Annotated in this window: 18 protein-coding genes; 14 read left to right on the forward strand and 4 right to left on the reverse strand. The window is 43.9% G+C overall.

Translation table 11 applies throughout. The features are described from left to right. Nucleotides 1-219 precede the first annotated feature (219 nt). Nucleotides 220-960, reverse strand: a complete 741-nt coding sequence (locus CW740_RS02590) for an endonuclease NucS domain-containing protein (protein WP_106646063.1) — start codon at nucleotides 958-960, stop codon at nucleotides 220-222. Nucleotides 961-1,249: 289 nt separating this feature from the next. On the opposite strand from CW740_RS02590, the gene dnaB reads away from it, so the two are divergent. The 5 genes from dnaB to htpX all read left to right on the forward strand — a co-directional run bounded on the left by dnaB (nucleotide 1,250) and on the right by htpX (nucleotide 6,037). Then, a complete protein-coding gene (dnaB, locus tag CW740_RS02595) occupies nucleotides 1,250-2,635 on the forward strand; it encodes a replicative DNA helicase (protein WP_106646064.1) in 1,386 nt (461 codons plus the stop codon). A gap of 14 nt (nucleotides 2,636-2,649) precedes the next feature. After that, on the forward strand, nucleotides 2,650-3,744 hold the full coding sequence (gene alr, locus CW740_RS02600; protein WP_106646065.1) for an alanine racemase: 1,095 nt from the start codon (nucleotides 2,650-2,652) through the stop codon (nucleotides 3,742-3,744). Between the two features lies 1 nt (nucleotide 3,745). Further along, the gene (locus tag CW740_RS02605) at nucleotides 3,746-4,159 is read left to right on the forward strand and encodes a secondary thiamine-phosphate synthase enzyme YjbQ (protein ID WP_106646066.1); all 414 of its coding nucleotides are present in this window, start codon (nucleotides 3,746-3,748) and stop codon (nucleotides 4,157-4,159) included. 28 nt (nucleotides 4,160-4,187) lie between these two features. Next, complete coding sequence (locus CW740_RS02610; RefSeq protein WP_106646067.1) at nucleotides 4,188-4,901, forward strand: PepSY domain-containing protein; 714 nt, start codon at nucleotides 4,188-4,190, stop codon at nucleotides 4,899-4,901. Between the two features lie 236 nt (nucleotides 4,902-5,137). After that, nucleotides 5,138-6,037 (forward strand): protease HtpX, encoded by a 900-nt coding sequence (gene htpX / locus CW740_RS02615; protein WP_106646068.1) that lies wholly within the window; start codon nucleotides 5,138-5,140, stop codon nucleotides 6,035-6,037. A gap of 373 nt (nucleotides 6,038-6,410) precedes the next feature. Here htpX and CW740_RS02620 read toward each other — a convergent pair whose 3' ends face one another. Continuing rightward, a complete protein-coding gene (locus CW740_RS02620) occupies nucleotides 6,411-6,953 on the reverse strand; it encodes a DUF2799 domain-containing protein (protein WP_106646069.1) in 543 nt (180 codons plus the stop codon). Between the two features lie 193 nt (nucleotides 6,954-7,146). Here CW740_RS02620 and dusA point away from each other — a divergent pair, with 193 nt between their 5' ends. From dusA to CW740_RS02645, 5 genes are all read left to right on the forward strand, one after another. Beyond that, complete coding sequence (dusA, locus tag CW740_RS02625; RefSeq protein WP_373286464.1) at nucleotides 7,147-8,100, forward strand: tRNA dihydrouridine(20/20a) synthase DusA; 954 nt, start codon at nucleotides 7,147-7,149, stop codon at nucleotides 8,098-8,100. Beyond that, on the forward strand, nucleotides 8,072-9,058 hold the full coding sequence (locus CW740_RS02630) for a hypothetical protein (protein ID WP_106646071.1): 987 nt from the start codon (nucleotides 8,072-8,074) through the stop codon (nucleotides 9,056-9,058). The genes dusA and CW740_RS02630 overlap by 29 nt, the downstream gene beginning before the upstream one ends. Before the next feature lie 35 nt (nucleotides 9,059-9,093). Next, on the forward strand, nucleotides 9,094-10,074 hold the full coding sequence (locus CW740_RS02635; protein WP_106646072.1) for a hypothetical protein: 981 nt from the start codon (nucleotides 9,094-9,096) through the stop codon (nucleotides 10,072-10,074). 109 nt (nucleotides 10,075-10,183) lie between these two features. Next, nucleotides 10,184-10,723 (forward strand): SRPBCC family protein, encoded by a 540-nt coding sequence (locus CW740_RS02640; protein WP_106646073.1) that lies wholly within the window; start codon nucleotides 10,184-10,186, stop codon nucleotides 10,721-10,723. Between the two features lie 144 nt (nucleotides 10,724-10,867). Continuing rightward, nucleotides 10,868-12,031, forward strand: coding sequence for a phospholipase A (locus tag CW740_RS02645; RefSeq protein WP_106646074.1), 1,164 nt, complete (start codon nucleotides 10,868-10,870; stop codon nucleotides 12,029-12,031). Nucleotides 12,032-12,079: 48 nt separating this feature from the next. Here CW740_RS02645 and CW740_RS02650 read toward each other — a convergent pair whose 3' ends face one another. After that, nucleotides 12,080-13,507, reverse strand: coding sequence for a M20 family metallopeptidase (locus tag CW740_RS02650; RefSeq protein WP_106646075.1), 1,428 nt, complete (start codon nucleotides 13,505-13,507; stop codon nucleotides 12,080-12,082). A gap of 98 nt (nucleotides 13,508-13,605) precedes the next feature. On the opposite strand from CW740_RS02650, the gene CW740_RS02655 reads away from it, so the two are divergent. Next, nucleotides 13,606-14,529 carry an MBL fold metallo-hydrolase gene (locus CW740_RS02655; protein ID WP_106646076.1) on the forward strand — a complete coding sequence of 308 codons (924 nt, stop codon included), beginning with the start codon at nucleotides 13,606-13,608 and terminating at the stop codon, nucleotides 14,527-14,529. Between the two features lie 436 nt (nucleotides 14,530-14,965). Here the strand turns inward: CW740_RS02655 and CW740_RS02660 are convergent, their stop codons facing one another. After that, nucleotides 14,966-15,700, reverse strand: a complete 735-nt coding sequence (locus tag CW740_RS02660) for a fumarylacetoacetate hydrolase family protein (RefSeq protein WP_106646077.1) — start codon at nucleotides 15,698-15,700, stop codon at nucleotides 14,966-14,968. Between the two features lie 77 nt (nucleotides 15,701-15,777). Between CW740_RS02660 and CW740_RS02665 the strand changes: the two genes are divergently transcribed. From CW740_RS02665 to CW740_RS02675, 3 genes are all read left to right on the forward strand, one after another. Beyond that, entirely contained in the window at nucleotides 15,778-16,212 is a 435-nt protein-coding gene (locus tag CW740_RS02665; protein WP_106646078.1) for a copper chaperone PCu(A)C, read from the forward strand. Nucleotides 16,213-16,254: 42 nt separating this feature from the next. Beyond that, nucleotides 16,255-17,277 carry a DUF2333 family protein gene (locus CW740_RS02670; RefSeq protein ID WP_106646079.1) on the forward strand — a complete coding sequence of 341 codons (1,023 nt, stop codon included), beginning with the start codon at nucleotides 16,255-16,257 and terminating at the stop codon, nucleotides 17,275-17,277. Nucleotides 17,278-17,671: 394 nt separating this feature from the next. Next, the gene (locus CW740_RS02675) at nucleotides 17,672-18,196 is read left to right on the forward strand and encodes an RNA polymerase sigma factor (protein ID WP_106646080.1); all 525 of its coding nucleotides are present in this window, start codon (nucleotides 17,672-17,674) and stop codon (nucleotides 18,194-18,196) included. The last annotated feature ends 31 nt before the right edge of the window (nucleotides 18,197-18,227 follow it).

Below are 18,227 nucleotides of genomic sequence, written 5' to 3' on the forward strand. Positions count from 1 at the left end.
CTACGAGTGCTGGCTTTAATTTACTCTGACCCCATTAATTCATAATTTACTCTGACCCCATTAATTGACCCCATTAATTCATGGGTGAGAGAAGAAGGGCTTGTAATAAAGCTCTTTCTTATTACAGGCAGGACATATTCGCTTCATTTATAACACCGTATTATTATTTGTAATTTACTCTGACCCAATTAGCTTCCTGACCCCATTAGCTTTTCGAAGTTACGCTTGTTTCAAACTGACGGAAAGTTCATATTCGTATAACTGAATGTCTGGGACTTGTGTACAGGCGAGTCTTAAATCCCCTGAGATATTTCTAGCTACAATGACTCCTCTTACAAGTTGACCTGATTCAGCCTGATTTTGCTTTATCCAAGCCATATATCTGAGTAGCTGACCCACAACCCTGTCGTACCCCTTAGAAACCTTGAGCTCTATAACGACAAAGTTACCGTTTTTATCTTTAGCTAAAATATCTATAAACCTCCCTCCTGCTGGAAACTCAATCCCTTTTATGTCTTCCTCTTCATATAAAATTAGTCCTTGCTCTATGAGGTGAAGGTTCTTTGAAAGGTAATTCTGTAAGTCTTTTTCATATGCAAATTCTTGACTAACTTCTTCTGTTACATCATCCATTTCTTCATTATCTTCATTATTATTGTTATTTCCGGGGTAAATTGGATGGGGATCACTTTGCGGGTTATAAAGACGAAAATGTGAAGTATCAATTTGATAAAATAGATCATCTTCACCTGGCTTTACTGGGTGATGAACACGGCTTTTGGCGTTAACTGACATTCTAAGCAAATGTGCTGAAATGGTGCCATTTTTTATTTTTGGATAGTTTTTACTAAACCAAGAGCGAATATTTACACGTGAAATGATGGACTGTGAATTCATATCGAATTCATGGACCATTTCATGGATAAGTACCCTTACAGGCTTTTCATAAACTGATGCCATAAAGCCCCACAATTAAGAAGTTATCAGTAGTCGTTGGGAAAACCTTATTATCTTTCATTCGTTATTACAAGCCATGCTACTGTTAGTACAATCAGGTGGTTGTGACATCAACTCAATATAAGGTACTTATCCACAACTTATCCTCAAGTCATCCAAAGCTTTATTGTATTGCTGTTGATGGCATAAGAGTTAAAATGGCTTACGTGGTAAACTCTTGTGGTTTATGAATGGGTTCGTGTTCTGTATTTTGAATGCGGCCATAACTTATTGTTAACGCTAGAACCTTAAAATGCTTACAGCCAATCAATCAGATAATAAAATCAAAGACTTAAAAGTTCCCCCGCATTCTATCGAGGCCGAGCAGTCGGTGCTTGGTGGTGTCATGCTGGATAATGAGGTGTGGGAGATGGTGTCTGAGATGCTGCTCGCCACGGACTTTTATGTGAAAAACCATCGTGAGATTTTCAAGGCGATGGAAGAGCTGGCCAATATGGCTAAGCCGATGGATGTGATTACTTTGTCGGAGCACCTGGAGCATAAGGGCGAAACTGATATCGGTCTGGCGTTTCTGGGTGATTTGGCGCAAAACACGCCAAGTACCGCTAACATTCGCGCTTATGCGGAAATCGTGCGCGAAAAGGCGATTATGCGCCAATTGATTTCAGCGTCGAATGAAATTGCTGATGCCAGCTTCAATCCCAAGGGGCGTAGCTTGGCTGAATTGATGGATATGGCGGAACGTAAAGTATTTGCCATTTCGCAGGCGCGCGAAGCCAGCGGCGAAGGTCCGAGCAAGGTTGAAGACATCCTGAAAAGCACCATTCAGCGTATTGAAACTATTCAGAAGAATAAAGGCGGCATTACTGGTCTGGCGACGGGCTTTACCGATCTGGATAAGATGACCTCCGGTTTGCAGGCGGGTGATTTGGTGATTGTGGCAGCTCGTCCGTCGATGGGTAAAACCACCTTTGCCATGAACATTGTCGAGAATGTAGCGCTCAATCAGGACAAGCCGGTTCTAGTGTTCAGTCTTGAGATGCCGAGTGAGTCGATTATCATGCGTTCGATTTCTTCACTGGGGCGTCTGGAACAGAACAAGATACGTTCGGGGCAGATTCAGTCCAGCGAAGATTGGGACAAATTCAACAGCGGCGTCCTGCAGCTGAAAAACCATACCAAATTATTGATTGATGATGCGGGCGGTCTTTCGCCTGCTGAAATGCGTTCACGTTCGCGTCGAGTGGCGCGTGAATACGGCAGCGTTGGACTTATCATGGTCGATTACTTGCAGTTGATGCAGGTTCCCGGCATGAGCGACAACCGTACTCTTGAGGTCAGTGAGATTTCGCGCTCGTTGAAAGCGCTGGCGAAAGAGCTGGAAGTTCCAGTGATTGCGTTGTCGCAGCTTAACCGTTCCCTGGAGCAACGAAGTGACCGTCGTCCGGTGATGTCTGATTTGCGTGAGTCGGGTGCGATTGAGCAGGACGCGGATTTGATTCTATTCATTTACCGCGATGAGGTGTATCACCCTGAAACGGAACGCAAAGGTATCGCCGAAATCAAAATTGGTAAGCAGCGTAACGGTCCTATTGGTAGCGTCGAACTAAGCTTCCAGGGCCAGTTCTGTCGATTTGATAATCTCGCGCATCAAGATTACGAAGCGCAAGGCTATTAATAACGGGTATTGCTATGCGCTCAACCAAAGCGGTCATTGATCTGGCGGCACTACGCCATAACCTCAGAACCATTAAGTCTATTGCCAGCGGTAGCAAAGTCATGGCGGTGGTCAAGGCCAATGCCTATGGGCATGGTCTGGTCCAGATTGCCAAGGCACTGACAAATGACGCGGACATGTTCGCTGTGGCGACCGTGCAAGAAGCGCTGTCACTGCGCAAAGCTGAGATCAAAACGCCTATCCTTTTGCTCGAAGGCATATTCAATGCCAAAGACTTAGAGCTGGTGGTCGAGCATGATCTTGAAGTGGTGCTCCATCATTGGCCACAAATCGAAGCACTGCAAAATTTCAAAACCGATAAACAGATTAAAGTCTGGGTCAAACTGGATTCGGGTATGCACCGTTTAGGCTTTGCATTGCAGGATCTGGCGCTGATTGAGTCGACTCTAGCTGATATTTCCTGCCTCGCTAATCCGATTCGATTGATGTCTCACTTCGCGTCAGCTGATGATCCGGAAGATGATTTCTCGGCCACACAGCTGGAAGCTTTTGATCAGGCAACCAAGCACATCACTACTGAAAAATCGATGGCCAACTCTGCCGGGATCCTGACTCAGAAAAATGCACATTATGATTGGGTGCGTCCTGGGTTGTTGCTCTATGGATGTTCGCCACTGATTGGTAGCGAAGCTTCGGAGTATGATTTAAAACCTGTGATGTCACTGGAATCTCAAATACTAGCCATTAAACCAATTAAAAAAGGTGAGTCTACCGGCTATGGTCGTCATTGGTTTGCTGATCGTGATACCAACTTGGGGTTGGTTGCGATTGGTTATGGCGACGGTTATCCAAGACATGCAAAGAACGGCACGCCGATTTGGGTTAATGGTCGTACAGTGCCATTGGTTGGCCGAGTATCGATGGATATGTTGGCAGTGGACTTAGGTCCAGACTGTCAGGATGCAGTTGGCGACCGAGTGGTTCTTTGGGGTAAAGAGTTACCTGCTGAGCGAGTTGCTCCTCATGCGGATACCATTCCCTATACTTTGTTCTGTGGCGTGACCAAGCGAGTCAGGTTCTATTACAAAGACAAATCCAACGAGATGTGACATGAGTTTTTCTGAAACACTAACTGTCAAAACCAATGGGCAACGTCTGCATGAATTTACACCTGAGCTGGAGGCGGTGGTCAGAAAGGCTGACAAGACTATTGGTATCTGTCATATCTTCGTGCGTCACACTTCCTGTAGCCTGATTATTCAGGAAAATGCAGATCCCAGCGCCAAGCGCGATCTCGAGAATTGGCTCAATCGCTTGGTGCCTGAAAATGATCCTCTTTATACCCATATTTATGAAGGCGCAGATGATATGCCTGCGCACATTAAGGCAGCACTGACTGCAACGACTTTGAGTATCCCGATTGTGGATGGAAGGTTAGCACTTGGAACCTGGCAGGGTACTTATCTTTGGGAACACAGACACGGTAGTCATAATCGTCAGCTGGTTATCCATATCAGCGATTAAATACATTAATAAGTAGTAGTGATTCTTTATGAAACCGGTTGTTTTTTTCCGTAAATTCCACAAATGGCTTGGCTTGATTATTGGTATTCAGGTGTTGTTCTGGGCGGCCGGTGGCTTTGTCATGACCTTCTTCGATATCGAAAAAGTGCGCGGTGAGCATACCACGGCGCAACCCGCAGCATTTACCTTGAATGGCGATGTTGCTATCACTGCCAATCAGGCGTTGCAGCAGATTGATTTTGAGCCAGAAAGTATGACCTTAAAAGGCTTGCTTGGAAAGCCTGTATGGATAGCACAGGGGCAGGGTAAACAGGCCGTAGTCGATGCAATGACTGGAGCGAAATTGTCGCCTCTAGATGAAACGCTGGCCCGTCAAGTTGCGGTAGCTGACTTTAGTGGTGAGGGCGAGCTTGCTGAAATCACATTACTGTCCGAAGAAGTTGGTGAAGTTCGCGGCAGAGGACTACCCATTTGGCAGGCTCAGTTTAATGACAGCGATAATACCCGAGTCTATATTTCGCCAGACAGTGGGGAAGTGGTTGCCAGACGCAATGATACCTGGCGTGTATTCGACTTCTTCTGGATGCTGCACATCATGGATTATAAAAACCGTACCGATTTCAATCACCCGTTAGTGGTCTTTGCTGCATTCTTAGCGCTGTTTATGTCCTTGAGCGGTCTCTATCTCGTTATCAAGATGGTATTCCTGAAACCGAAGAGGTCTCGTGCGGTCAAAGCCTAAAGCTATGGCAAAACTGAATAAGAACAGCAAAATCATTATTCTCATTCTTGTGGGAGCCCTGGCCCTTTATTGGGTAATCAAGTTATTGATTTTTAACTATTTACTCTAAGTTAAAACTTGTTTACAACTTAACAGATTGATTGACCTGAAATTGACTTGTGTATTGGTATAAAACCCCAATATAGTAGTTGTTAGTGTGTGCTCAACTTGAGCAGTTTTATTTTACGGAGAAACACATGTTACGAATTGGTTTATTTCTGTTGACCAACTTTGCCATTTTGCTGCTAGCGGGCACGGTGCTCAACCTTATTGGCTTTAACGGCATCATGGCTGAAAACGGCGTTGATCTGAATCTCAATGCCTTACTTATTTTCTGTGGTATTTTCGGTTTCGCTGGCTCATTCATCTCTTTGTTGATGTCAAAGTGGATGGCCAAGCGTTCTATGCATGTTCATATCATTGAAAACCCAAGCAATGAAACCGAGCAGTGGTTGGTGAATACTGTGGCGGATTTGGCGCGTGATGCCAATGTCGGTATGCCTGAAGTGGGTATTTTCCCATCACCTCAATCGAATGCATTTGCAACAGGTTGGAACAAAAACAAAGCGTTAGTCGCTGTCAGCCAGGGATTATTGCAGCGCATGAATCGCGATGAAGTACGTGCGGTATTGGCCCATGAAATTGGCCACGTGGCCAATGGCGATATGATTACGCTAACCCTGATTCAGGGTATTGTGAACACCTTTGTGCTGTTCTTCTCGCGTGTGATTGGTCACTTTGTTGATCGTGTGATTCTCAAGAATGAGCGTGGTTATGGTATTGGCTACTTTATTTCGGTAATGGTCGCGCAGATTATTCTGACCATTCTGGCCAGTATCGTCGTTATGTGGTTCTCGCGTCGTCGTGAGTTCCGTGCTGATGAAGCCGGTGCGCAGTTAGCTGGCACAGGCGCCATGATTTCAGCACTTGAGAAATTGAAAGTTGAATACGATATGCCTTCTGATATGGGCGAGACATTTACCGCCTTCGGCTTGAAGAATGGTCGTACGGGTTCGTTTCAGGAGAAGTTCGGTAGTTTGTTCTTGTCGCATCCGCCGTTGGATCAGCGTATTGAGGCGTTACGAAATCGTTTTTAAGTTATGTTCTCTAGTCATGTCATTCCCGCGAAAGCGGGAATCCATGCTCTTATTAATACCATTCCTGCTTTTTGCCTTTCGCCCTCTCGGCGAGCCCCTTTTCTTTACTTGTCTAAAGAAAAGGGACCAAAAGAAAGGACACCCCGTGATTGAGGCCTCACTTTGTGAAACTTCCTTCGTATCCGCCAAGCCACTTTACGCACCGTAAAATACGTTCCATCCCTGGCCCGAATTTTACTATTCAAAACATCCTGTTTTGAATTGCTATGTCTTGGCTTCTACTCAGCTCAATCAAAGGGGGAATTGGAGCAAGCTTATAAATGAGTTGCTAATCATAAAATACTAACAAAACATTTGTTTGTAAAAGCTCAAATCATCGATACATATCCAACAGGTAATTCACTCGACTAATCTGATTCTTTGTATTCTGAATCTGTTTATCAATATCATCCAGCTCAAGGCTCAGGCGTTCTTTTTCTTTCTCGTCTTCGATGCGGCGAATGGCCTGACGTAAGATTTCATGTTCACGCATTAGCTCGTCTAATTGAACCTGCAGATTTTCGTGGCGTGAGAACAAACCATCTTTGTAACTGCCTGAATATTCAGGGAAGCCAGCAACACAGTTTTGATTGGAGTAGTTGCCATTAACACCATGCTGGAAGCCGTTGTGTGGCGTGCAATAAACTTCAAGGCCTTTCTGGCGACCTTGTTCATATTGATTGCGATCTATGCGTACGCCATATTCGATACAGGCCGATTCATGATTCAGTACATAATCTGAGTCACGACCGAATTTGCCGTCCTGGTAGCCAATTTGGTACCAGTTGCCTGATGCGCATTCGGTTTCTGATAATGTGGCACACCCGCTTAGAGCGATGGCTAAGGTACCCAGTAATAATAATCGTATTGTTGTCATCGTCTTTTCTCCCGCACTCAACTTTCTGAGCGCCTTCTCTCTCTAGTTAACCCCCAATCCAATAAGACCTAAAGTAGCATAGAACACTGGGGTCTTATCGCAAAGGATCATATAATAGCGCCCCAAAGCACAAACGCCTAATAGTAATCGAAACGTGAGTATAGCCTTAGACCGCAAAATCTGTATTGCCCCCATGTTGGACTGGACTGATCGTCATCAACGACGATTCATGCGCCTAATTACCAAACATGCCGTGCTATACACTGAAATGATTACTACAGGTGCCATTATTCATGGCGGAGCTGAACGTCACCTGAAATATAATCAGGAAGAGCATCCGGTTGCTGTGCAGCTCGGTGGCAGCGATCCTAAAGATTTAGCTCATTGTGCCAAAATTTGCGAAGACTACGGCTATGACGAAATCAATCTCAATGTCGGTTGTCCTAGTGACCGTGTCCAGAATGGACGTTTTGGCGCTTGCCTTATGGCAGAACCTGATTTGGTGGCAGAGTGCATGTCTGCCATGGGCAATGCAGTAGATGTGCCGGTCACAGTAAAAAGTCGAATAGGGATTGACGATCTTGATTCGTATGAACACCTGCATCACTTTATCAATACGGTTCAATCTGCTGGCGTTAAAACCTTTATTATTCACGCCAGAAAAGCCTGGCTTAGTGGACTTAGCCCTAAAGAAAATCGAGAAATTCCACCGCTTAGATACGATATTGCTTATCAGGTTAAAAAAGATTTTCCTGACCTGGAGATAATCGTTAATGGTGGAGTAAACACTCTGGAGCAGGCCGAAGATCACATGCAACATAGCGATGGTGTCATGATTGGCCGTGAGGCATACCATAATCCGTATTTTCTGGCCGAAGCGGACAATCGTTTTTATGGTAAAAGTTATCCAATCCCATCGCGTATCGAGATTGCCCGCGAATATATGGACTATGTTCAAAGTCAGCTCGATCAGGATATTTATTTAGGACATATGACCCGTCATATACTCGGCCTGTTTTTTGCCCAGCCTAAAGGCAAATTATGGCGCCGATATCTTAGTGAAAACGCCTACAAAAAAGGCGCAGGACTTGAAGTGCTTGAAGGAGCTTTAGCGATTTATGAAGAAGATCTTAATACTGTTAGTTAGTCTTTTACTTGTAATTTCAATTGTATATTTTGCTCTACAAGAGCAAACGATAACTCAAAATAGCAATGAGGTTCTTCTGGAACCTAGTCAATCGACACAAGGTATTCCTGATGAGTCAGTTTCTGACATAAATACTGACAGTGAGGTTGAACAACCGTTACCGAAAGATAACAAAGTGGCAAGCAAACCATTTTCTTTAAGACGGTGTATTGAGAGTGTCGATAAAAAGTATCCTGGTAAGAGTATAGAGTTATATATAGTTACGAGTAAGGTTTACGCAGATGGAGAAATAGCTGCTGGGCGAAGTCCTTACCAAACCATGCCAACAGCAAGCCTAAAATCCCTAGCTGCGGCTGACGATGTTGATGCTTTATTTGTGCTTGGTCAGGAAACCATGTGGTTAGCGACGACTGGGTTAATGATTAATGAGCATAGCGATGTTCCAAAGCTGAGTAGCGAAGAAAAAAGTGCAATCTTGAAAAATCATGAGCTTGATTTTGAGCTGCTCGAAGAGGGAGAAGAGTATTTATTCCGAGCTGCAGTCCTTGGAAAGCTTGGTGGCTTAGGTGAGTTCTCGTCTTTAACTAGTATGGGATTCACACGACTAAGCAAGAGTGATGCTGAGGATGAAAGAGTTAAAAAGTTGATTGCAAAAGTAATGGCTTACTCCGATCTGACTCGTGAAATTCACCGTGAAGACGGTTATCTCCAGGAAATAATGGGAGGTCAGTTAGAATCTATAGAGAGAAGAGTGTTACAACCTTTTGTTGAACTTGAGGACTTTGAGTCATTCAAGCAAGACATTCAGAAGATAGCTGACTCTGAATTTGAGCTTCTTTATCAGCGCTGGAAAGAGCGACGTAACTATTATGGTCTCCCTGTTCATCCTAAAATCATTACTGATGAGCTTACGGATTACAGTGAAGAAATGGAAGCTTGTTATAAAAAAGCTGACTAAAGTAATTAGTAAGTAAATAAAAGGCACAGATTGCTATGAAGAAGATCTTAATTCTGTTAGTTAGCCTGGCAATCACAGCGATATTGCTATTCATCTTGCTTCAAGATGAGGACTCTGAGACTCAGATAAAGGATCTTGCTGAGTCTAATAAAACAGCTAATTCTACCTCTTCCATAGAACTAGAAACTCCCACAGTGCAGAAACAGGCCGATGATTCCACTCCTCTTGAAAATGAAGTCCAAGAAGAAATAAAAGAGCAACTCCCATCTAATGTTTGCAAAGAGCAGTTAGCCGAACAATATCCGGATCTTGACCGTCAGTATCACCAGATTATTGAAGAGTTTTATCTAAATGATGAGCAAATGATGGGTGATGGTGTTTACCAGAATATGTCGTTCGAGGCACTTAAGCCATTGGCAGATAGTAATGATCCAAACGCTATGATGGTTTATGGCTCGGATAAAATTTGGCATTCAGCGACAGGCATTAGGATTTCAAGAAGCGATAGTCAATATCGAACTCAGGAGCAGACGCAAGAGATTATTAAAAATCATCAAATTGATTTGGTTGGTATTAGTGAGGGAGAGGATTATCTCTTCAGAGCTGCTGTTTTCGGGAAAGTTGGTTCAGTCTTTGAGCTTTCAATGCTATTAGATTTGGCCGCAAGACAAATGGATAGAAAAGAGTATAAGGATAATTTGATTGAGGATGTGCTCATAAAAAGTCATGCGTATAAAAAATTATTAACTAATATTTTTAAGAATGACGAAGCTCTAAAAGGTGTCTTTTTATCTTCAAATGATCCATTTAAAAACATACAAAGACTTTACGCTGATCATGAAGATTTCGAGGATATTAAAATACGGATAGAGACGGGTTCAGAAATTTTATACAAAGAACTCGTGCGACGCTGGGAACATGAAAGGGAATATTATGGCTTTGATATATATCCGGATTATCTTCAGGGTGAGTTAGAAGACTATGGAAATGCCTATCTGGAGTGCCACCTGCGCTAACATTAATCAGCGCACAGCTGTTAGCCAAAACGTGAACTCTGTCACTAAATTTGCAAATTTGCATTAGTTTACGCTAAAGTAGAATTTCTCCCTGAATGTTGGAGGTTCTATGAAGTTCCTAAAATGGTTACTAATCATTATCGCGGTTCTTGCCGTTATTTTGGTTGTGGTTGGTTTCCTCCTGCCGCAAACCCGTCATGTCGAGCGTTCCATTACGGTGAATGCCACTAAAGACACAGTTTTCAATCAAGTAAACAATCTACAGAATTTTAATAACTGGTCTCCATGGGCGGAAATTGATCCTAACGCGACTTATACCTTTACTGGGCCAAACAGTGGTGTAGGTGCAACTATGGCTTGGGATAGTCAAATGCCTGAAGTGGGTTCAGGAACCTATAAAATTATTGAAAGTAATTATCCTAATGCGGTTAAGTTCGAGATGAAGTTTGGTCAGGAACAGATGCCTGCCGAAAGCTCTTTTCTGCTTGATGAGATTTCATATGAGGAGACTCGGGTAACCTGGACCTTCGATGTCGATTTTGGCAACGACCTGATGGGCCGTTACGTAGGCTACTTTCTAATGGAAGGAGCCGTAGGACCTCAGTATGAAAAAGGTCTGCAAAACCTCAAGCAAATTGTGGAGGGGTAGTCGATGAGTTAGACAGGTAGCCTCTGCTGGAGGTTACCTGTTTAGCTTATTGTCCTTGTTCCCACTTATCATAACTATTCATGTTCTCTTCATTTTTATCTGCTACAATTTTCGCCAATCTTACTTCAATTAAATAGTAATCCTATGACATCTAAAGCCTTGCTTTGGTTTGGTGCGACCTTACTACTGTTAAATTCTAATGTGGGTTTTACTGCTGAAGAGGGTGCTGAGGCTGCATCTGATTCAGAAGAGAAAAAGGACATTTTTGATCATTCCAAAGAGACTCTGCAGAGTTTTAAGGAAGATTATGATCGTTGTGTTTTGCAGGAGTTTGATAAGCGCGACAAAGATACTCCAATTTCAGAAATTCAGGCTTATTGCTCTAAAGACAGTAACTTAGCAATATATCGCCCAAGTAAAGAGTTGTTGACTGATGACAGCTTTACCGATGAGTCGGGGGAAGCTTCAGGCGAAACCGCACAGGAGGATTCTGATGTTTTGAAAAAGCGGTTAAGACTCGAGTATCGGGCTAGCGACAATCGTTTTGCGATTTTACCGCATAAACCTAATTATCTTTTACCGATTACGTTTAATAACCGACCAAATCAGGCAAGTTTGGATGCGGTAGGGGAAGAGCGTGAGATTGACAATGTTGAGGTGAAATTCCAGGTAAGTTTTAAGACGCCTATTTGGGAAGAGCCTTTTGGCGAAAATAGCGCCTTATTTTTTGCTTATACAGGACAATCTTACTGGCAGGCCTATAACTCCGATGTTTCCAGCCCATTCCGCGAAACCAATCATGAGCCAGAAATTTATGCTGGTTGGGCTACCGATTGGAAAATTGGTGGTTGGCAGGTACCGGTCTTCTCAGCGGGGATTTCACATCAATCCAATGGACAGAGCGGCCTAAAGTCCAGAAGCTGGAATCGACTGTATGCGCGAATGGCCTTTGAGAAAGACCGTTGGGTGGTATTGTTTAATCCCTGGTGGCGCATTCCGGAAGAACGCAAAGAAGATCCTGCACAGCCTGATGGGGATGACAATCCCGATATTGATGATTACATGGGTTATTTCGAACTATACACTGCATACAAATGGGACGAGCAAAACTTCGGAGTTATGATCAGAAATAACTTACGCAGTGATAACAAAGGTGCAGTACAGCTGGATTGGACTTTCCCACTTGATGACGATGGGAAGTTGCGTGGCTATGTTCAATATTTTAACGGCTATGGAGAAAGCTTGATTGATTATAACCGTCATGTGAACCGCCTTGGAGTTGGCTTTGTCTTGACGGATTGGTTGTAAGTGTTGGTTGTTAAAAAAAAGGCGCATTGAGCGCCTTTTTTTTGCTTTCTATTTGCGGTTAAAGTGATCAACGATCACCTGAGACACACAGGTAGTGAGTTTCTTGGCAAATGGAATATGTAAAAACTCATTAGGCCCATGGGCATTGGAGTTTGGTCCTAATACACCAGTAATCATAAATTGCGCTTCTGGGAATTTTTCCCCAAGCATGCCCATAAATGGAATCGTGCCACCTTCACCCATGTACATGGCTGGTTTGCCATAGACATTTTGCGAGCCTCGCTCCAAGGATTCTGCTAGCCAAGGTGCAACATCCGGAGCATTCCAGCCATCACCCGCCTGATCCGGTTCGAAGCTTACTTTAGCGTTGCTCGGTGGGTTTTCAGTTAAGATCCGCTTGAGTGCTTCGGTTGCTTTTTCACTATCGGCTGTTGGCGGCAAACGCAATGATAGCTTCAAAGAGGTGGTTGGTCGCAAGACGTTACCGGCATTTTCAATCTCAGGCATACCAGATGCACCGGTGTAGGAAAGCGCTGGTCTCCAGTTACGATTGAGTAAACGTTCAAAATTGTTTTCTGCCATCGGCTCCACGCCTTCGACGAACGGGTATGCTTCGACGATGCCATCACCAAGCACTTCGGCTACTTTTAGTGTCTGCTCTAAACGTTGATGTGGTATGTCTGCATAAAACTCTTTCGGCAATAGACGTCCGCTTTTGTCATCCTCAAGTCGGTTTAGTAATTGGCGAATGACACGGAATGAGGAAGGGACAACGCCACTGCCCATACCGGAGTGGATACCTTCTCTAAGTACATCAACTTTTAGTGTGCCGCTGGCCATGCCGCGCAAACTCATGGTGCACCAGAGTTGTTCGTAATTCCCTGCACCGGAATCCAGACAGATAACCAATGATGGCTCGCCAATACGGTCGCGCAACTGATCAATATAGTAGGGCAGGTCATAACTACCAGACTCTTCGCAAGCCTCGATGATTACAACGGTTCGAGCGTGTGGAAGTCCTTGTTTTTGGATCGCCATTAAAGCGGTAAGAGAAGCGTAGGCAGCATAACCGTCATCTGCGCCTCCACGGCCATAAAGCTTGTTGTCTCGCATAACCGGAATCCATGGCCCAAGACCATCTTCCCATCCAGACATCTCAGGCTGCTTGTCCAAATGACCATACATCAAAATGGTGTCATCACTAGGATTATTGGTACCATCGCTTGCAGCAATTTCCATGAAAATAAGTGGAGTTCTACCTGGAATTCTTACAATTTCCAAAGTCTTATTTGGTATATCCTGCGCTTCACACCAGTTGGCAATTTGTTGAACGGCCTGTTCCATGTAGCCGTGCTCATCCCACTTAGGGTCAAAATGTGGCGATTTATTAGGAATTTTAATGTATTCAATCAACTCGGGAACAATTTCATCGTCCCACTTTTTATCGATAAACGCTTGTGCCTTCTGGGTATCCATAAAAGTCTCTTAGTGTTTGTTGGGTCTATTCACAATTATTTTACATAAGTTTCGGTTAAACTGTAGAGCGCGAATGTAAACAAATATGGGGTAAGACTATGTTTATAGGATCAAAGTTAAAGCAAACCAGGTTATTAAAAATAGTCCCGGCACTTAGCCTGGCACTAATTTTCAGTGGGCAGGCTTTTGCTCATGCTGAAGGTCGACCAGAGGTCGAAATCAAGGCACAGAAATTAACAGATGGCATTTATGTATTGTTTGGCCAGGGTGGCAACATTGGCTTGTCAGTAGGTGACGATGGCGTCTATATGATTGACGATCAGTTTGCACCGCTGTCAGACAAAATCAAAGCCACTGTAGCGGAAATCACAGAGCAGCCTGTTAGCTACTTAATCAATACGCATTGGCATGGCGACCACATTGGCGGCAACGAAAACTTTGCCAAAAGCGGCACTGTTATCGTGGCTCATGACAACGTAAGACAACGTATGAGCACAGGTCTTGAGATGTCATCGCTTGGTCGTAAAGTCGAACCGTCTCCTGAAGGTGCCTTGCCTGTCATTACCTTTGATAGCGAATTAAGTTTGCATCTCAATGGTGATGAAATGCGCGTGTATCATGTTGCTAAGGCTCACACCGATGGTGATGCGATCATTTTCTTTGCTAAGGACAATGTGCTGCACATGGGTGACACCTATTTCAATATTGGTTATCCATTCATAGATGTCAGTAGCGGTGGTACAGTTGATGGATATATTGCAGCGGTAGAAAAAGGTTTATCGTTAGCTAATGATGAGACCCAAATCATTCCTGGCCACGGCCCAATGTCTAATAAAAAAGAGCTTTCCGAGTTTGTAGCCATGCTCAAAGATTTACGTAATGCAGTGGCTGCATTGAAAGACAAAGGCATGAGCCTGGAAGAGGTTTTAGCAGCTAAGCCAAGCGCTAAATATGATGAAGAAAACGGTAAAAACTTTATCAAACCGGATCAGATAGTAACCTTTATTTATCAGACGTTGTGAGTCGGTTAATAGGTCTTATGATCTTAGATGTTAGTTTAAACTAATACTCTTCAGGCTTGCTCCTATAGGCCCCTTTGATTGAGCTGAGTAGTAGACAAGACATAGCAATTCAAAACAGGACGTTTTGAATAGTAAAATTCGGGCAGGTGACCGAAGGAAATCCCTTAGGGAGATGGAACGTATTTTACGGTACCCTAAGGGGCAGACCCTGCGTTAAGTGGCTTGGCGGATGCGAAGGGAGTTGAGCGTAGCGAAACCTCAATTACGGGGTGTCCTTTCTTTTCGACCCTTTTCTTTGGACAAGCAAAGAAAAGGGTCTCGCTGAGTAGCGAAAAGTAGCTCAAGGAGTGTTTTATAGATACTATGGATCCCCGCCTTCGCGGGGATGACGTACCTATGAGTTATTGAGGTTACATTTTAGAGAAACAATTAAAGGCTAAACAACCGTAAACGCAAGTTTCAATCGGTTTAGCACTTCCGCCTGAACAAGTTGACCTTTTTGAATAGGGCCAACACCTTCGGGAGTTCCAGTAAAAATAAGATCACCCGGCTGTAGCGAAATGTGTTTAGACAGTTCGCTGATAATTTCTGGAATCGACCAGATCATATCGCTGATATCTGCTGACTGCTTTACCTCGTTATCAACTGATAAGGAAATCTTTCCAGAGTTTACCAAGCCTAATTCTTCTTTCAGGATAATCGAACTGATAGGTGCGGACTGATCAAAACCTTTTGCTAGATCCCACGGGCGGCCCTTACTTTTGGCTTCGGCCTGCAGGTCGCGCTTGGTCAGATCTACTCCTAGTGCGTATCCTAAAATACTCTTTTCTGCCTGCTCAACTGAAACCGATTCAGCAGGTTCCCCAATCGCTACTACCAATTCAACCTCGTGGTGCAAGTCATTGGTCATTTTCGGGTAGGGAAGTCTTTTAGGGTTAACAACAATGGCGTCAGCAGGCTTGCTGAAGAAAAATGGCGCCTCGCGCTCATCGTGGCCCATTTCTCGGGCATGGGCAGCATAGTTTCTGCCAACACAATAGATTCGTCTGACCGGGAATTCGCTCTCATAAATCGGCTCTGAGCCAGTGGAAAAACCTTCATCGCTTTCAGAGTCAATGACATTGATAACGGGAATGGTTGGCGTCGGAGCTGGATCGATAATGGTCTTCATAAGTTGGTCATAGAGTTAACATGAGTTTGTCAGTACAATACTCGCATCACATCCATTTTTCCAATTTAAGCTGAACTATGAACTTTTTATCTAGATTTTCGCTTCTTACCATTGTGACATTGGTGGTGCTGTCTGCCTGTTCACAACCTAAATCTGAAATTGAGGTCATCGATCCCTGGTTAAGATTAATGCCGGAAGGGGTTAGCAGCACTGCGGGCTTTATGACCATAAAAAACAATACAGACACTTCTATTGTGTTAGAGGATGTGTCTTTGGACTGGGCAAATCATGCCATGATGCATGAATCTAAAGTTGTCGATGGTATGGCAAAGATGGAACACCTTGATGAACTGGTTATTGACGAGGAACTGGTTTTTCAGCCAGGCGCAAAACACATTATGATCATGGGTGTGAAAGAGCCTCTGGTAGAAGGCCAGAGCTATAATATCCGTTTACATTTTAAGGACAGGGAACCTATTGAGGTTGCCTTTAAAGTTCGTCAAGCTAGATAGAAACAATGCTTAAGTTAGGCTAATCATAGGGATACGCAACGCATGAGTGAATCTGATATTGAATTTGATGCAATAAACGGTAACGGAAAAAGCCGTAACAAATGGACGGCCATTTTTGCGGGCATCATCGTCCTGCTGGTTTTAATGCTGGTTTTTGTTTTTATCTGGAGCTCTGAGCCTGATCCGGTAGATGTAGATTCCATTCAGCAAACTTACGTTGGCGAGATCCCTCGGGGCTATGTAACAGTAGAAACAACAGCGCAGATAGTGGAAAAGCTGCTGAATAAAAGTGGTGGTTTTCTCAGTAACGACATCATGCCGCCCAGCATCTTTATGGATAATATGCCAGCTTTTGAGTTTGGGGCATTAGTGCAGATTCGTGACATGGCACAGGTTCTGCGTAATGACATGAGTCGTTCTCAGTCACAATCATTGGAAGATGAGGCACTAAAATTCGCCGAGCCGGCATTTAACATTGACCACAGAAAGTGGATGTTTCCCCGTGCAGAGCGTGAGTACCGCAAAGGAGTAAAGCTACTTAGGGAATATCGAGATCGTCTTGCCGATCCGCAGGATTCAAATACCCAGTTCTTTGCGCGCTCTGACAATCTGCGCTCATGGCTGTATCTTGTCAGTAAACGTTTAGGTGGATTATCGCAGCGATTAAGTGCCAGCGTTGGACGTTCGCGGATCAACACAGATCTTTCCAACGATGCTGCAGCCGAGCAATCAACACCAGCTAGTCAGATTGTCACAGTAAAAACGCCATGGATGCAGATTGATGATGTATTCTGGGAAGCCCGCGGTGCAACCTGGGCGCAGATACAGTTACTGAAAGCGATTGAAAAAGATTTTGCTCACGTGCTTGAAGATAAAAACGCGCGTACCAGTTTTCAGCAAATCATCATGGAACTGGAAGCTACGCAGGAAACTATATGGAGTCCCATGATCCTTAATGGTGATGAATTTGGTTTTTTCTCCAACCATTCGCTGGTCATGTCATCCTATATTTCACGCGCCAATGCAGCCACCATTGATTTGATTGATTTATTAAAAGGTGGTTAATAATAGAGTTAACATATTAAAGATAGCTGCTAGCTATTAAAGTTATAAAGATAATCAATTTTATTAATTACTAAACACACATCATAATTACTCCTGAAACGAGCTGGTAATGACTGTTTCAGGAGTTACCTCCCAGTCATGCACCCGCTCAACAGTTCTACCCCCTGTAGAAAGCGAAGTCACTCTCTTATTACTTCTCTATGAGAGAGTATGACATCCCCATTTAGGCCCTTCCCCAAGGGCCTTTTTTTTGAGCACTTAGATTTCCTTTATACTGTGTTCTAATTGGTGCAAAAAGATTAATAGGCTGTCACTAAACCATTTTGATAGACTGAGCATCTAAAGATTAAACACAGCGATAAATACAGCCTTGCAACTACAGCCTCATAAACAAATGGATTTAGACGACGAAAACCAGCTGGTCGCACAAGCGAAGCAGGGTGATATGCAGGCGTTTGAGCAACTGTATAGGCAGTTCAGCAACAAGATTTATTTACTGTGTTTGCGAATGACTGGACGTCCTGCATTGGCCGAAGAACACATGCAGGATGCATTTATTAAAGCGTGGCAGGCATTGGGCAATTTTGAAGGGAATAGCAAGTTTAGCACCTGGGTCTATCGTATTGCAGTCAATGTGGTTCTGAACGAGCAGCGTAAGAACCACATAGAAATACATGCGGATCAGGACTGGCAGCAGGCATTTGAAGATGAGCTTTCGGCAACCCATCATCCTCAGCAGATTGACCTGGAAAAAGCCATCGTTAAATTGCCAGCCCAAGCCCGAAATGTATTATTGCTACATGATATTATGGGCATGACCCACGAAGAAATTGGCGACACATTAGGTATCGCCAGTGGTACCTGCAAGGCTCACCTGAGTCGAGCAAGAGTGTTGCTCAAAGAGCAGTTGGAAAGATAAACGAAACTGGTGTAATCAGTAATCTGAGTAG

Source organism: Kangiella profundi, assembly GCF_002838765.1.
In the GTDB taxonomy this organism is placed as follows: Bacteria; Pseudomonadota; Gammaproteobacteria; order Enterobacterales; family Kangiellaceae; genus Kangiella; species Kangiella profundi.

Excerpts from the sequence above, each read along its gene's own strand:
- CW740_RS02590 (WP_106646063.1), bottom strand. The coding sequence starts at position 960 with ATGGCATCAGTTTATGAAAAGCCTGTAAGGGTACTTATCCATGAAATG.
- dnaB (WP_106646064.1), top strand. The coding sequence starts at position 1,250 with ATGCTTACAGCCAATCAATCAGATAATAAAATCAAAGACTTAAAAGTT.
- alr (WP_106646065.1), top strand. The coding sequence starts at position 2,650 with ATGCGCTCAACCAAAGCGGTCATTGATCTGGCGGCACTACGCCATAAC.
- CW740_RS02605 (WP_106646066.1), top strand. The coding sequence starts at position 3,746 with ATGAGTTTTTCTGAAACACTAACTGTCAAAACCAATGGGCAACGTCTG.
- CW740_RS02610 (WP_106646067.1), top strand. The coding sequence starts at position 4,188 with ATGAAACCGGTTGTTTTTTTCCGTAAATTCCACAAATGGCTTGGCTTG.
- htpX (WP_106646068.1), top strand. The coding sequence starts at position 5,138 with ATGTTACGAATTGGTTTATTTCTGTTGACCAACTTTGCCATTTTGCTG.
- CW740_RS02620 (WP_106646069.1), bottom strand. The coding sequence starts at position 6,953 with ATGACAACAATACGATTATTATTACTGGGTACCTTAGCCATCGCTCTA.
- dusA (WP_373286464.1), top strand. The coding sequence starts at position 7,147 with ATGTTGGACTGGACTGATCGTCATCAACGACGATTCATGCGCCTAATT.
- CW740_RS02630 (WP_106646071.1), top strand. The coding sequence starts at position 8,072 with ATGAAGAAGATCTTAATACTGTTAGTTAGTCTTTTACTTGTAATTTCA.
- CW740_RS02635 (WP_106646072.1), top strand. The coding sequence starts at position 9,094 with ATGAAGAAGATCTTAATTCTGTTAGTTAGCCTGGCAATCACAGCGATA.
- CW740_RS02640 (WP_106646073.1), top strand. The coding sequence starts at position 10,184 with ATGAAGTTCCTAAAATGGTTACTAATCATTATCGCGGTTCTTGCCGTT.
- CW740_RS02645 (WP_106646074.1), top strand. The coding sequence starts at position 10,868 with ATGACATCTAAAGCCTTGCTTTGGTTTGGTGCGACCTTACTACTGTTA.
- CW740_RS02650 (WP_106646075.1), bottom strand. The coding sequence starts at position 13,507 with ATGGATACCCAGAAGGCACAAGCGTTTATCGATAAAAAGTGGGACGAT.
- CW740_RS02655 (WP_106646076.1), top strand. The coding sequence starts at position 13,606 with ATGTTTATAGGATCAAAGTTAAAGCAAACCAGGTTATTAAAAATAGTC.
- CW740_RS02660 (WP_106646077.1), bottom strand. The coding sequence starts at position 15,700 with ATGAAGACCATTATCGATCCAGCTCCGACGCCAACCATTCCCGTTATC.
- CW740_RS02665 (WP_106646078.1), top strand. The coding sequence starts at position 15,778 with ATGAACTTTTTATCTAGATTTTCGCTTCTTACCATTGTGACATTGGTG.
- CW740_RS02670 (WP_106646079.1), top strand. The coding sequence starts at position 16,255 with ATGAGTGAATCTGATATTGAATTTGATGCAATAAACGGTAACGGAAAA.
- CW740_RS02675 (WP_106646080.1), top strand. The coding sequence starts at position 17,672 with ATGGATTTAGACGACGAAAACCAGCTGGTCGCACAAGCGAAGCAGGGT.